The organism is Pseudomonas maioricensis, from assembly GCF_022790535.1.
Lineage (GTDB): Bacteria > Pseudomonadota > Gammaproteobacteria > Pseudomonadales > Pseudomonadaceae > Aquipseudomonas > Aquipseudomonas maioricensis.
Genome location: NZ_LOHG01000007.1, coordinates 140217 through 153509, shown reverse-complemented (window position 1 = coordinate 153509; position 13293 = coordinate 140217). Strand labels below are relative to the sequence as shown.

At 58.7% G+C, this 13293-nt stretch carries 11 protein-coding genes; 7 read left to right on the top strand and 4 right to left on the bottom strand.

All coding sequences use genetic code 11. The features are described 5' to 3' along the window. Positions 1-2: 2 nt before the first annotated feature. From AUC61_RS13175 to AUC61_RS13165, 3 genes are all read right to left on the bottom strand, one after another. On the bottom strand, positions 3-794 hold the full coding sequence (locus AUC61_RS13175; RefSeq protein WP_243246662.1) for an ABC transporter permease: 792 nt from the start codon (positions 792-794) through the stop codon (positions 3-5). Further along, positions 791-1723 (bottom strand): ABC transporter ATP-binding protein, encoded by a 933-nt coding sequence (locus tag AUC61_RS13170; RefSeq protein ID WP_243246661.1) that lies wholly within the window; start codon positions 1721-1723, stop codon positions 791-793. Before AUC61_RS13170 ends, AUC61_RS13175 begins: the two co-directional genes overlap by 4 nt. A 155-nt stretch (positions 1724-1878) precedes the next feature. After that, positions 1879-2502, bottom strand: coding sequence for a glutathione S-transferase family protein (locus AUC61_RS13165; RefSeq protein ID WP_243246660.1), 624 nt, complete (start codon positions 2500-2502; stop codon positions 1879-1881). Positions 2503-2847: 345 nt separating this feature from the next. Between AUC61_RS13165 and AUC61_RS13160 the strand changes: the two genes are divergently transcribed. Both AUC61_RS13160 and AUC61_RS13155 read left to right on the top strand, forming a co-directional pair. Next, on the top strand, positions 2848-5295 hold the full coding sequence (locus AUC61_RS13160; RefSeq protein WP_243246659.1) for an acyl-CoA dehydrogenase: 2448 nt from the start codon (positions 2848-2850) through the stop codon (positions 5293-5295). A gap of 98 nt (positions 5296-5393) precedes the next feature. After that, positions 5394-5804 (top strand): PA2817 family protein, encoded by a 411-nt coding sequence (locus AUC61_RS13155; RefSeq protein WP_243246657.1) that lies wholly within the window; start codon positions 5394-5396, stop codon positions 5802-5804. Between the two features lie 162 nt (positions 5805-5966). Here AUC61_RS13155 and AUC61_RS13150 read toward each other — a convergent pair whose 3' ends face one another. After that, positions 5967-6872 (bottom strand): LysR family transcriptional regulator, encoded by a 906-nt coding sequence (locus AUC61_RS13150; RefSeq protein WP_243246655.1) that lies wholly within the window; start codon positions 6870-6872, stop codon positions 5967-5969. A 332-nt stretch (positions 6873-7204) separates the two neighbouring features. Between AUC61_RS13150 and AUC61_RS13145 the strand changes: the two genes are divergently transcribed. From AUC61_RS13145 to AUC61_RS13125, 5 genes are all read left to right on the top strand, one after another. Beyond that, the gene (locus tag AUC61_RS13145; protein WP_243246654.1) at positions 7205-7828 is read left to right on the top strand and encodes a cysteine dioxygenase family protein; all 624 of its coding nucleotides are present in this window, start codon (positions 7205-7207) and stop codon (positions 7826-7828) included. Next, positions 7825-9408: a rhodanese homology domain-containing protein gene (locus AUC61_RS13140; RefSeq protein ID WP_243246653.1), complete on the top strand. Its 1584-nt coding sequence runs from the start codon at positions 7825-7827 to the stop codon at positions 9406-9408. The genes AUC61_RS13145 and AUC61_RS13140 overlap by 4 nt, the downstream gene beginning before the upstream one ends. A 100-nt stretch (positions 9409-9508) precedes the next feature. Further along, positions 9509-10489, top strand: a complete 981-nt coding sequence (locus AUC61_RS13135; protein ID WP_243246652.1) for an ABC transporter substrate-binding protein — start codon at positions 9509-9511, stop codon at positions 10487-10489. Between the two features lie 37 nt (positions 10490-10526). Continuing rightward, complete coding sequence (locus tag AUC61_RS13130) at positions 10527-11876, top strand: LLM class flavin-dependent oxidoreductase (RefSeq protein WP_243246651.1); 1350 nt, start codon at positions 10527-10529, stop codon at positions 11874-11876. 130 nt (positions 11877-12006) lie between these two features. Then, complete coding sequence (locus AUC61_RS13125; protein WP_243246650.1) at positions 12007-13200, top strand: acyl-CoA dehydrogenase family protein; 1194 nt, start codon at positions 12007-12009, stop codon at positions 13198-13200. Positions 13201-13293: the final 93 nt, after the last annotated feature.

The window sequence follows — 13293 nt, the reverse complement described above, 5'->3', positions numbered from 1 at the left end:
TATTAAGAGCGCATCCCGCGCCCGCTCACCAGCAGCCGCGCACATCCGAGATACAGCACGATAGTCGCGATGACCATGAACGCCATGGCGATGCTGATACGGATATCCGAAACACCCAGAATGCCGTAACGGAACGCGTTGACCATGTGCAGTACCGGGTTGGCCAGCGACACGGTCTGCCAGAACGGCGGCAGCAGGCTGATGGAGTAGAACACGCCGCCCAGGTACGTCAGTGGGGTCAGCACGAAGGTCGGGATAATCGAGATATCGTCGAAGTTGCGCGCAAATACTGCGTTGATGAAACCCAGCAGCGAAAAGATCGTCGCGGTCAGCAGCACTACGACAATGGTCACGCCCAGATGGTGGACCTGCAGATCAGTGAAGAACATCGACAGGATCGTCACGATAACGCCTACAGCCAGCCCACGCAGCACACCGCCCAGTACGTAGCCGATCAATATGGTGTGGGGCGAAACCGGCGAGACCATCAACTCTTCCACCGAGCGCTGGAACTTGGCACCGAAGAAACTGGAAACCACGTTGCCGTATGAGTTGGTGATCACCGACATCATGATCAGCCCCGGCACGATGTACTGCATGTAGGTGAAGCCACCCATGTCGCCGATCTGACGGCCGATCAGGTTGCCGAAGATCACGAAATACAAAACCATGGTGATCGCTGGCGGCAGCAAGGTCTGTGGCCAGATACGCATGAAGCGACGTATTTCGCGATAGACGATCGTGTTCAGGGCAATCAGGTTCGGGCGCAGCTCGGAAGTCGTTTCGTTGCTCATACTGCCACCTTCGCCAGATTTTTTTCCACCAGTGACACGAACAACTCCTCAAGGCGATTGGTTTTGTTGCGCAGGCTCAGCACTTCGATGTTCTGCGCGGCCAACTGGCCAAACAGAGCGGTGATGCCGATGGTCTTGTCGACCTGGACCTCCAGCGTATGGCTGTCGATCAGTTCGCAGGGATAGCCGATCAACTGTGGCGCGACCTGATACTCGTGCTTCAGATCAAGCAGGAAGGTTTCCACCGTCATCTTGTTGAGCAACTGCTTCATGCCGGTATTTTCAACGATCACCCCGTGATCGATGATGCCGATGTTGCGGCACAGCTGCTCAGCCTCCTCCAGGTAGTGAGTGGTGAGAATAATGGTCGTGCCCTGCTCGTTCAGCTCCGTGAGGAACGACCACATCGAGCGCCGCAGTTCGATATCAACACCCGCAGTCGGCTCATCGAGGATCAGCAGGCGCGGCTGATGAATCAGCGCGCGAGCAATCATCAAGCGACGCTTCATACCGCCGGACAGAGAGCGCGACGGCACGTCACGTTTGTCCCACAGCCCTAACTGGGTCAGGTATTGCTCGGCGCGTTCCTTGGCGACCTTCAGCGGGATGCCGTAGTAACCGGCCTGGGTCACGACAATGTCGAAGGCTTTCTCGAACTGATTGAAATTGAATTCCTGAGGCACCACGCCGATGCAGCGCTTGAGCGCCGCGGGTTCGCGGTCCAGGTCATGACCGAAGATATTCACCGTACCGCCGGACTTGTTGACCAGGGTCGAGATGATGCCGATGGTGGTGGATTTGCCCGCGCCATTAGGGCCGAGCAAGGCAAAAAAGTCACCTTCAGCGACGTCCAGATCGATACCACTCAGGGCCTGGAAACCGTTGCCGTAGGTTTTGGTTAGCTGCCGGATGGATAGAGCAGAACTCATATCGGAAAAATTACCAGTGAAGAAATAGGGGATATAGATGAGGGCTGACACACCTGATTACAACTCCAGCCAGCACCGCAATGGTGCTTGGCCGGACCGTTCAAGTACAGCGCGATCTATTGATAGTACCTATCGACGCGGCTCATCTAACTCGGTCAAGTGAGCGCGGTCATGACCGCTGCCTGATAGGCAGGCCGGGCTTTAAGCCGCTCATACCAGCTTTCGAGGTGTGGCATGGCAGGTCGTTCAATCGGCATTTCGAACCAGGCGTAAATAAAGCTGCCCAGCGGGATGTCGCCCATGCCGAATTCGGCGCCGGACAGGTAAGGCTGTTTCGTCAGGGCCTCATCGACAACCACCAACAGGCTCTGCAAGGTTTTGATCGCACCATTGATCTGTACCCAGTCCTGCTGCTCGGGTGGCGTTCGCAGTACGCCCCAGAACACATCGCGAAACGGGCCTGCAAAGGTCGACGTGGTCCAGTCCATCCACTTATCGGCAGTCGCACGCTGCTGCACGTCAGCAGGATACAGAGCCGAATCAGGCGCATGGCGGGCCGCCAGATAACGCACGATGGCGTTGGACTCCCAGAGCACAAAGTCACCGTCTTCGATCATCGGGATACGACCGTTGGGGTTCTTTGCGCGATAGTCAGCACCGTCCACTAGGCCAAATGCCCCGCCTGCATCGAGGGCCTCGTATTGCAAGCCCAGCTCTTCAGCAATCCAGAGTGCCTTGCGCACGTTGGAAGAGTTTTTCCGACCCCAGATTTTCAGCATTGTTTTCTCCTTGAAGATGGGCGACAGGATAGACCTGAAATACAGTCCTGTGGGCGGTGCTTTGTGTGGAGATCTCTATGTTGACTTGCTGGAATGCTGGTCTTGTGGGAGCGGTGCTTGCCCGCGATAGGGTCGATGCAATCTAAAGTGAATTGCGTCCAGCCTTATCGCGGGCAAGCACCGCTCCCACAAGAATGCATTCCAGATGGTCAACGGATTAGGCAGTGAAACTCCCTCCCCCCGCCAGGGTCACTATCCATGCACTCGCTCGGGTACCGTCCTTGACGGAACACGCCCCGGCTCTTGATAGTGGCTGCTCGCTGCTGTCATCACGGAGGATTACTTATGCTGTTGTTGTGGATTGTGGTTCTGGTCGTCGGCATCGCCTGGCTGGCGCACCGTCGCGTCGCGCCCATGCCTGCGCTGGGCGTGGTCGCTGTTTACTTGCTGGCGATGGGCATCATCAGCCATGCACCGGTCTGGCTGATGGCGATCTTCTGGATCCTGCTACTGGCCGTGGCATTGCCGCTGGCGCTGCCGGACCTGCGGCGCAAACATTTCACCGCGCCGATGTTCACCTGGTTCAAAAAAGTGTTGCCTCCCATGTCTGAAACCGAGCGCGATGCGATCGATGCAGGCACTGTCTGGTGGGATGGCGAACTGTTCAGCGGTCGTCCCGATTGGGACTTGCTGCTCAGCTATCCGAAAGTCCAGCTCACTGAAGAAGAACAAGCCTTCATCGACGGCCCCACCGAAGAGCTGTGCGCAATGGTCACCGACTGGGAAATCGGTCAGGCCATGGACCTGCCGCCACACGCCTGGGAACACATCAAACAACACGGCTTCTTTGCCCTGATCATCCCTAAAGAGTTCGGCGGCAAAGGTTTCTCGGCTTACGCCCACTCACAAGTGGCAATGAAACTGGCTACCCGCAGTGGCGACCTGGCCTCCACGGTCATGGTCCCCAACTCCCTCGGCCCTGCCGAACTGTTGCTGCATTACGGCACCGACGAGCAACGCAATCATTACCTGCCGCGTCTGGCTCGCGGCGATGACATTCCGTGTTTCGCCCTGACCGGTCCGCTGGCAGGCTCCGACGCTGGCGCTATGCCGGATACCGGCATCATCTGCAAAGGCCAATGGCAGGGCGAAGAAGTGATCGGCCTGCGTCTGAACTGGGAAAAGCGCTACATCACCCTCGGCCCCGTCGCCACCCTCCTCGGCCTGGCGTTCAAAGCCTACGACCCGGAGCATTTGCTGGGCGAAGAAGTCGATCTGGGCATCAGCCTTGCGCTGATTCCGACAGACACCCCGGGCGTTGAAATCGGCCGTCGGCACTTGCCGCTCGGCGCGGCGTTCATGAACGGCCCCAATTCCGGTAAAGACGTATTTATCCCGTTGGAGTACCTGATTGGTGGTCAGGAAATGCTCGGCAAAGGCTGGATGATGCTGATGAACTGCCTGTCGGTGGGTCGCTCTATCTCCCTGCCAGCAGTCGGTACCGGCGCTGCCAAGTTCACCAGTCTGGTGACTGGCCAATATGCGCAGGTACGTGAGCAGTTCAATGTTCCGCTGTCAGCCTTTGAAGGCATTCAGGAGTCGCTGGCACGGATCGGCGGCAACGCGTGGCTGATGGACAGCGCGCGCATGCTCACCGCCAACGCGGTAGACCTTGGCGAGAAACCGTCAGTGCTGTCGGCGATCCTCAAGTACCACCTGACCGAGCGTGGCCGCGAGTGCATTACCCACGCGATGGATGTGCATGGCGGCAAGGGCATCATCATGGGCCCGAACAACTATCTGGGCCGCAACTGGCAAGGAGCGCCGATATTCATCACGGTTGAAGGCGCGAACATTCTGTCGCGTAACCTGATGATCTTTGGCCAGGGCGCGATTCGCTGCCATCCGTTCGTGCTCAAGGAAATGGCCCTGGCTGGTCGCGAAGACCATGATCAGGCATTGCTCGAGTTCGACAGTTTGCTGCTCAAACACATCGGCTTTGCCGTGAGCAACGCCGCCAGTACGTTCATTCTCAATCTGGGCTTTGGCCACTTCGAGAGGGCACCAGGCGATCACCTGAGCCAGGGTTACTACCGGGCGTTGAATCGCCAGGCTGCAGCCTTCGCCATGCTCGCCGACCTGAGCATGATGTTGCTGGGGGGTGAACTCAAACGTCGCGAGCGTCTGTCGGCGCGACTGGGCGATGTATTGAGCCATCTGTATCTGGCGTCGGCCGCACTCAAGCGCTATCACGACCTGGGCTACCCCGAGCATCTGCAACCTGTCTTTGAGTGGGCAATGGAAGAAGCACTGGGTGAGTCCGAGCGCGCCCTGGATGAACTGTTGAGCAACTTCCCGAACCGCATACTGGGCGTTCTGTTGCGCGTTGTGGTGTTCCCGTTCGGACGTCGTCACAAAGGCCCGTCCGACAAGCTGGATGCGCAGGTTGCCGCTGTGCTGGGCCGCGCCAAAGGCGATCCGACCCTGGAAGAGTTGCTGGCTGGCTGCTACCGCCCGCAATCGCCTGACGACGCAGTCGGCGCACTGCAACACGCCAGCGACCTGTTGAACGCTGCGCAACCATTGCACAAAAAGCTGCACGTGGCCTTCAAGGGCGGGCAGTTCAAACCGGTAGCAGGCGAGCACGTCATCGACGCAGCGCTCAATGCCAGCGTGCTGCAACCGGCCGAGGCCGAAACGCTGCGGGCAGCCGAGGCGGCGCGACGCAAAGTCATCGACGTCGATGACTTTGCCAAGGAAGAACTGACCCTGAGCGAAGGCAAAATTCGCTAAGAGCTGAAGGATTGAAGGAACTGGTCAGTCCGTCACCACAGCAGGCGCGCAGAGCTTTATACTCTCGCGCCTGTTTTTTTGTCTTTGAGGATTGCCCCATGGCCGACGCCAATCTCGACCACCAACTGAACCTGCTGGCACATCTGCGCAGCATCCTGGTCGCACTGGGCGAGGCCGAGCAGGTGCCCGAAGAAAGCCATGCCTTGTTCATGGAGCGCTTCGACGAACTGCTGACCCTGCTGCCGCAAGACCCTATCGAAAGCCAGTATCTGGGCCAGGATATTCTGTGTCAGGTGATCCAGCGCTACCCACAAATCGCCCATCTGGTGCCTCGCGACCTGCTCTGGTTCTTCGCCGGTGACTGCCTGCACTTCATGCCTGACGAAGAAATCGAGCTGTATCAGTCGCTGGAAGAGCGTCGCTACGAAGCCGAGCAAAACGACGAGCCGTTTGACTGGAACATGGAAAAGCAACTGCTGGCCATGCCTGCTCAGGCCAATAAGCACTGATCCGGGACAGCGCGGCTAATGGATTACCTGTAGGCGCTCACCGAGGTTACGAGGCCAGCGATGGCGGCTTGCCTGACACGCCGCTATCGCTGGCCTCGTAACCTCGGTGATCTCCTACAGGATTTGTACTTATCTGATAGGCGCTCGCTAGAAAACTCTCAATCAAGCAGCGTCTTTGACCTGCTTCAGCGACCGCGCCACCAGCTCACCGAACGAGCTGACCGGCCCTTGCAGGTTGCCCAGGAAACGCGGGTAGATCAGCCACAGATCCATGACCGGTTTGAAGTCCTTGACCGGCAACACTGCCAGTTGCTCACGATGAATGCTGCGTTCAAGCAAGGGCCGTGGCACCAGACCCAGGCCCATGCCGTCGGCCACCAGCCCCAACTGCAGTTCAGTGCCAAAGGTTTCCAGGTTGACCTTCAGGCTCAGTCCCTGATCCGACAACGTGCGCTGCAACCCGGCACGGAAACCACAGCCATCGGGGTTGAGCACCCAGCCCTGCTGATAACAATCTGCAAGCTTCACAGAGCCCTTAGGCAATGCCGAGCGCGCGCAAACCACCACCAACTCCATCTTGCCAATGGATTCGCCAATGATGTTTTCCGGGAAAATCTTGCCTGCCGGGAACAGCGCTGCGGCTGCGTCCAGTTCGCCGTTCTCGATCTTGCTGACCAGATGACTGCCCCAGCCGGTAGACACTTGCGCACGTAAACCCGGAAACTCGCTACGCAGTTGTTTTAGTGCGTCGAGCAGTACCACATCACCGATCGTCTGGGGCACACCCAGTCGTAATAGACCACTGGGCGGTGTGTCGCTGGCCACCAGCTCGCGCAAGGCATCCATCTCACGCAGGATCGACAGGCAGCGCTGATAAACCTGGTTACCCATCTGTGTTGGCTTGAGCGGCTTGGTGTTGCGGTCGAACAATTCGACGCCCAACGCCTGCTCGAAATTCTGCACCCGCCGGGTAATCGCCGGCTGAGTCAGATCCAGCGATTGCGCCGCATGGCTGATCGACTGGCAACGAATCACCGCCACAAAGGCATCGATATCATCAATTTTCATTCGGACCGCACATAAAAAGACAGATAAGAGATAGGCGAAAAGCATAGTGGCATTTGCGGTTTGTGGATAGCAGGCTGGAGTAACTCGACGATTGCAGCTGCATTGGCCCACCGACGCCATCGCGAGTAAGCTCACTCCTACAGCTGAAACGCGGTCCTCTGTAGGAGTGAGCTTGCTCGCGATAGCTATATTGAGCACTCAAGTCCTAAAGCTTCATATCGCTAGCTCTTTCTCAGCACCTTTGGTTATAACCTAATCATAAAATAATCGCATATTAGACTAAGACATTATGTTTATATTAAGCCACGCATTAACTTGGCGCTGGTATAGACATGACGCAAACCCGACACCCCGAACGACTCAGAGAATTCATTGGCGCGCTGGCAGAGCTGATCGACAGCAATCCTCGCGAAGGCGATCTGCTGCACCGCGGTGGCAAGCTGCTGGGTCAACTGGTCAGCCACGATGACTGGCTACCTGACGAATACGCCATCCCCAGCCCCGAGCGCTATCAGCAATTCCTGCTGCACGCCGACTCCCGGCAACGCTTTTCGATTGTCAGTTTCGTCTGGGGTCCCGGCCAAAGCACTCCCATCCACGACCACCGCGTGTGGGGCCTGATCGGCATGTTGCGTGGAGCAGAATATTCCCAGGGTTTTGCCCGCAGTCCGGAAGGTCGACTGGAAAAAGAAGGCCCGGCGATTCGCCTTGAGCCTGGCCATGTCGAAGCCCTGTCGCCACGCAGCAATGACGTGCATCAGGTCAGCAATGCTTTCAGCGATCAGGTCTCGATCAGCATCCACGTTTATGGCGCCAACATCGGTGCTGTGCGGCGGGCGGTGTATCAGCCCGACGGCACTGAAAAACTGTTTATCTCCGGCTATTCCAACGCCTTTCTGCCCAACATCTGGGATCTGTCCAAAGAGAGCCCTGCCAAAGAGAGCCACGCACAATGACTCAGTCTGTTACCCGCTCCTTCGCCGATATCCGTCAGGCGCTGCTGGCTCATGAAGAACTCGCCCTGATCGACGTTCGTGAGGAAGCACCGTTCGCTGAAGCGCACCCGCTGTTCGCCGCCAACATCCCGCTGTCGAAGCTTGAGCTGGAAGTACTGTCACGCATCCCGCGTCTGGACACTGCCGTGACTGTCTATGACAACGGCGAAGGTCTGGCCCAGCGCGCCCTTGAGCGCTTACAGGCACTGGGTTACAGCGATGTGAAACTGCTCGAAGGTGGCCTTCAAGGCTGGCGCGAGGCTGGCGGCGAACTGTTCATCGACGTCAACGTGCCCAGCAAAGCCTTCGGCGAACTGGTTGAACATCATCGCCACACGCCTTCGTTGGCGGCCGAGGAAGTCCTGCAATTGCTGGACTCCAAAGCCGACGTGGTGGTTCTCGACGCACGTCGCTATGACGAATACCAGACCATGAGCATCCCCAGTGGGATCAGTGTGCCGGGTGCTGAACTGGTACTGCGTGCCCGCGAACTGGCACCGGACCCGAGCACCCGCATCATCGTTAACTGCGCGGGGCGTACGCGCAGCATCATTGGCACCCAATCACTAGTCAACGCTGGCATTCCCAATCAGGTGAGCGCCTTGCGCAACGGCACGATTGGCTGGCTGCTGGCGGGGCAGACACTGGACCACGGCCAGGCTCGCCGCTTTGCCGCAGTCAGCGAAGAAACCCGCGAAGTCGCCGAAGCAGATGCCCGCCGTGTAGCCGACAAGGCGGGTGTGCGCCGTGCAAGCCGCGCCGAGCTGAGCGGTTGGCAAGCTGACCCATCACGCACCACGTACCTGCTGGATGTGCGCACGCCGGAAGAATTCGCCAAAGGCCATTTGCCCAATGCACGTTCAACGCCGGGCGGCCAACTGGTTCAGGAAACCGATCACTACGCCAGCGTGCGCGGTGCGCGTCTGGCACTGGTGGACGATGACGGCGTGCGCGCCAACATGTCCGCCTCCTGGCTGGCCCAACTGGGCTGGGAAGTGTTTGTGATCGACGGTCTGCAAGCCAGCGACTTCAGCGAACAAGGCGAATGGAACGCACCTATTCCTGCGCCGCCACAAGTGGAAGAAATCAGCCCGCACACCCTTGCCGAATGGCAGCAGCATGGCGACGTTGCAGTGCTGGATTTCACTGCCAGCGCCAACTACGTCAAGCAGCATATTCCCGGCGCATGGTGGACGTTGCGCGCTCAACTGCAGGACGCGCTGCACAAGATCCCCACAACCGAGCGCTACGTCTTGACCTGCGGCAGCAGCAAACTGGCGCGCCTTGCAGTGCCCGAAGTTGAAGCCCTGACCGGCAAGCAGGTGTTCCTGCTCAAGGACGGCACCGCCAGCTGGATCAAGGCTGGGCTGCCACTGGAAACCGGCGAGAGCCGACTGGCCTCACCGCGCATCGACCGTTATCGCCGTCCTTACGAAGGCACCGACGCGCCACGCGAAGCCATGCAGGCCTATCTGGATTGGGAGTACGGACTGGTGGACCAGCTCGCTCGCGACGGTACGCATGGTTTTCAGGTGATCTAGAAAACGATCTGCCCCTTTTCATCTGACCCTTCTCAAGAGCAGGACCCACCCCTCCAGGCGGAGGTCCTTGCCAGCAAACTCTTAGCCTGGAGATGCACCCATGCTGCGTAACACGTTCAACTTCAAGAAACTCCTGCTGGGCGCGCTGCTGAGCGTAACCCTCGGCCAACAAGCAATGGCAGCGGACCTGGAGCCGCTGCTGGTCGCCAATCAAAAATCGACGATCAAGGCGCTGCTGCAAGTCTCGGGCGAACTGAAAAACGTGCCTTACGAAATCAGGTTCTCCGAATTCCCTTCTGCCGCTCCGCTGGGTGAAGCATTGAACGCAGGTGCCGTTGATATCGGTGCTTTGGGCGACGCGCCTTATGTCTTTGCCCTCGGTGCTGGTGCCCCATTGAAAGTCGTCAGTATTACCCACGCCGAAGGCCGTTTCACCACCGCGTTGCTGGTGCCCAAAGACTCTCCAGTCAAAACCGTCGCTGACCTCAAGGGCAAGCGCATCGTGACCGGGCGTGGTTCGATCGGTCATTACCTGGCGATAAAAGCCTTGCGTCAGGCAGGCCTGCAAACCAGCGATGTCACCTTCATCAATCTGCTGCCGGGTGAATCGCGCATTCTCTTGTCCAGCGGCGGTGCCGATGCGTGGGCCACATGGGACCCGTACACCACAGTCGCCACCACGCAGAGTCATGACCGGGTACTGATCAGCGGCAGCGAGCTGTTGAGCAATCACTTGTACCTGGCCGCGACCAGCAAGGCCATCGCCGACAAACGCGTGCAACTTGATGACTTCGTGGCACGGGTTGAACGCGCCTATCTGTGGAGCAACGCCCACCCTGCTGAATACGCCAAAGCTCAGGCGGCGATCACCGGCCTGCCGATCGAGGTTCATCTGGAAATCGCCAACGCCACCAAAATGAACCGGGTAGAGATCGACGACAACGTGATCAAGGGCCTGCAAGCCACTGCTGATATTTACCAACAGGAAGGCATCCTGACCAAATCGATCGACGTCTCAAAAGGCTTCGACAAAAGCTTCAACGCTTCGCGTGCTCAGGTTGTGCAAACAGCCGCTCATTAATCCTCACATAAACCCATTCAGATTCAGGAGCACGCTCATGAGCAAGCCTCGTCAAAAAGAGCCACGTCAATTGAAGCTAGGCGCAATGGTCCACGGTGTCGGTCACGGCTGGGGCGAATGGCGCCACCCGAACGCTCAGGCAGATGCCAGCGTTAACTTCGGCTATTACAAACAGCAGGCGAAACTGGCAGAAGCGGCCAAATTTGATTTCGTATTCATCGCCGACAGCCTGCACATCCACGAGAAATCCAGCCCGCATTACCTCAACCGTTTCGAGCCGCTGACCATCCTGTCGGCACTGGCAGCGACCACGGAAAATATCGGCCTGGTGGCGACCGTTACGGTGAGCTACACCGAACCGTTTCAGGTCGCGCGACAAATCTCTTCGCTGGATCACATCAGTGGTGGCCGTGCTGGCTGGAACGTCGTGACGTCGTGGCTCAGCGGCACTGCCGATAACTTCAGCAAAGGCGAACACCCGCCGCATCCCGTGCGCTACCGCATCGCCAAGGAACATGTATCGGTGGTCAAAGGCCTGTGGGATTCATGGGAAGACGACGCCTTCGCCCGCAACAAAAAGACCGGCGAGTTTTTCACCCCGGGCAAGCTGCATGCACTGAATCACAAAGGCGAGTTCTTCTCGGTCAAAGGCCCGCTGAACATCTCCCGCTCAAAGCAGGGCCACCCGCTGATTTTCCAGGCTGGGACTTCCGAGGACGGACGCAACTTCGCCGCAGAATATTCAGACGCCATTTTCGTCCATGCGGAGTCGCTGGAAGAGGCACAGGCTTACTACCGCGATCTGAAAAAGCGCGCAGTGGGCTTCGGCCGTAACCCACTGGATTTGTCGATCCTGCCGGGCATTCGTCCTATCGTCGGCCGCGATGAAGCCGAGGTTGAAAGCCGCTATCAGCAAGCCGTGGAACTGGTCAGCATCGAAGACGCCATCGTCGCGCTGGGGAGGCCGTTCAATGATCACGACTTCAGCCAATACCCGCTGGACGCGCCGTTCCCGGAACTGGGCGAGCTGGGTTCCAACAGCCAGAAAGGCGGCTCGGACCGGATTAAACAGCTGGCGAAGGAGGAAGGCCTGACCCTGCGCGAAGTGGCGCTGTTCTTCTCCCGACCACGCCGCGAATTCGTTGGTACTGCCGAGCAGGTTGCCGACACGATCCAGACCTGGTTCGAACACGAGGCAGCCGATGGTTTCATCATCAACTCGCTGCTGCCGGATGGTTTGCAGTACTTCGCTGAACTGGTGGTACCGGTCTTGCAAGAGCGTGGTTTGTTCCGCAGCGAATACAGCGGCTCTACGTTGCGCGAGCACTTCAACCTGCAAGTGCCGCAAAACCGCTACGTGCCGCAGGAAGTGACTGAGTTGGCCTGACTCCTGTTGGAGCGAGGCTTGGTCTGGGCCGCATCCGGACGAAGAACGGTACGCGAGATATCTGACGCACCGCGGTGACAGCTTCGCGGGCAAGCCTCGTTCCAACAAGTAAATAAAGGAAACCCCATCAATGAGCGCACTCCCCCTTCGCCCCGTTGCCGCCAGCGTTAGCAACATCGAGTCCGCCGAGGCCTTCACTGCCCGGCTGGCATCGATCACCGCTGCCCTGGGCGCAACTGCCCAGCGCTATGACGACAGCGGCGAGTTTCCCCATGAGAATTTTCGTCTGCTGCACGAGCACGGCCTGCTTGGGCTGACCGTCCCCTCCGAACTGGGTGGCGGCGGTGCCGACCTGCCGCAAGCGCTGCAAACCATCAGCGCCGTCGCTCAGGGCGAACCGTCCACGGCGTTGATTCTGGTCATGCAATACATCCAGCATGCACGCCTGCAACAGAGCAAAAGCTGGCCGGAGCATCTGCGTCTGCAAGTGGCGAAAGAAGCCGTGCGCGACGGTGCATTAATCAACTCGTTGCGGGTCGAACCGGACCTCGGCACGCCTGCTCGCGGCGGCCTGCCCGCTACAACGGCACGCCGTACCGCCGAAGGCTGGCGCATCAGCGGCAGCAAGATCTACTCCACCGGCAGCCACGGCCTGACCTGGTACAACGTCTGGGCACGCAGCGACGATGCCGATCCACTGGTGGGCGCCTGGCTGGTACACAAGGACACCCCAGGGATTCGAATCGTCGAAGACTGGGATCACCTGGGGATGCGCGCCACATGCAGCCATGAAGTGATCTTCGAAGACGTTTTGGTACCACTGGAAAACGCCGTCAGCGTCAGCCCTTGGAGCGCACCGCAAGCGGAACTCGACCCGGCAGGTTTCATGTGGATGTCGGTCTTGCTGTCCTCGGTTTACGACGGCGTTGCCCGCTCAGCACGTAACTGGTTCGTGCAGTGGCTCGAAGAGCGCAAACCGTCCAACCTCGGTGCTGCGCTATCGACGCTACCGCGTTTTCAGGAGGTGGTTGGCGAGATCGACACGCTGCTGTTCAACAACCATAGCCTGTTGCAATCGGCTGCCACCGGCCTGACCCCACCGGCTCATGCTGCGCAGATCAAATACCTGGTGACGACCAACGCGATTCGCGCGGTGGAACTGGCAATCGAAGCGTCCGGCAACCCCGGCCTGTCACGCAGCAACCCACTGCAACGGCATCTGCGCAACGTGCTCTGCGCGCGCATTCACACCCCGCAGAATGACGTGACACTGATAGGCGTAGGCAAAGCGGCGTTTGCGCAGCGGGAGAAAGCTGCGGGCTGACATTGTGCTGTCTCAGAACCGATGAATGACCTGTGGGCTATGGATGACCTGTGGGCTATGGATGACCTGTGGGCTATGGATGACCTGTGGGAG

Bases quoted from the DNA above. Each gene is read 5' to 3' on its own strand.
- AUC61_RS13160 (WP_243246659.1), top strand. From the start codon at position 2,848: ATGCTGTTGTTGTGGATTGTGGTTCTGGTCGTCGGCATCGCCTGGCTG.
- AUC61_RS13135 (WP_243246652.1), top strand. From the start codon at position 9,509: ATGCTGCGTAACACGTTCAACTTCAAGAAACTCCTGCTGGGCGCGCTG.
- AUC61_RS13155 (WP_243246657.1), top strand. From the start codon at position 5,394: ATGGCCGACGCCAATCTCGACCACCAACTGAACCTGCTGGCACATCTG.
- AUC61_RS13125 (WP_243246650.1), top strand. From the start codon at position 12,007: ATGAGCGCACTCCCCCTTCGCCCCGTTGCCGCCAGCGTTAGCAACATC.
- AUC61_RS13165 (WP_243246660.1), bottom strand. From the start codon at position 2,502: ATGCTGAAAATCTGGGGTCGGAAAAACTCTTCCAACGTGCGCAAGGCA.
- AUC61_RS13140 (WP_243246653.1), top strand. From the start codon at position 7,825: ATGACTCAGTCTGTTACCCGCTCCTTCGCCGATATCCGTCAGGCGCTG.
- AUC61_RS13150 (WP_243246655.1), bottom strand. From the start codon at position 6,872: ATGAAAATTGATGATATCGATGCCTTTGTGGCGGTGATTCGTTGCCAG.
- AUC61_RS13145 (WP_243246654.1), top strand. From the start codon at position 7,205: ATGACGCAAACCCGACACCCCGAACGACTCAGAGAATTCATTGGCGCG.
- AUC61_RS13170 (WP_243246661.1), bottom strand. From the start codon at position 1,723: ATGAGTTCTGCTCTATCCATCCGGCAGCTAACCAAAACCTACGGCAAC.
- AUC61_RS13175 (WP_243246662.1), bottom strand. From the start codon at position 794: ATGAGCAACGAAACGACTTCCGAGCTGCGCCCGAACCTGATTGCCCTG.
- AUC61_RS13130 (WP_243246651.1), top strand. From the start codon at position 10,527: ATGAGCAAGCCTCGTCAAAAAGAGCCACGTCAATTGAAGCTAGGCGCA.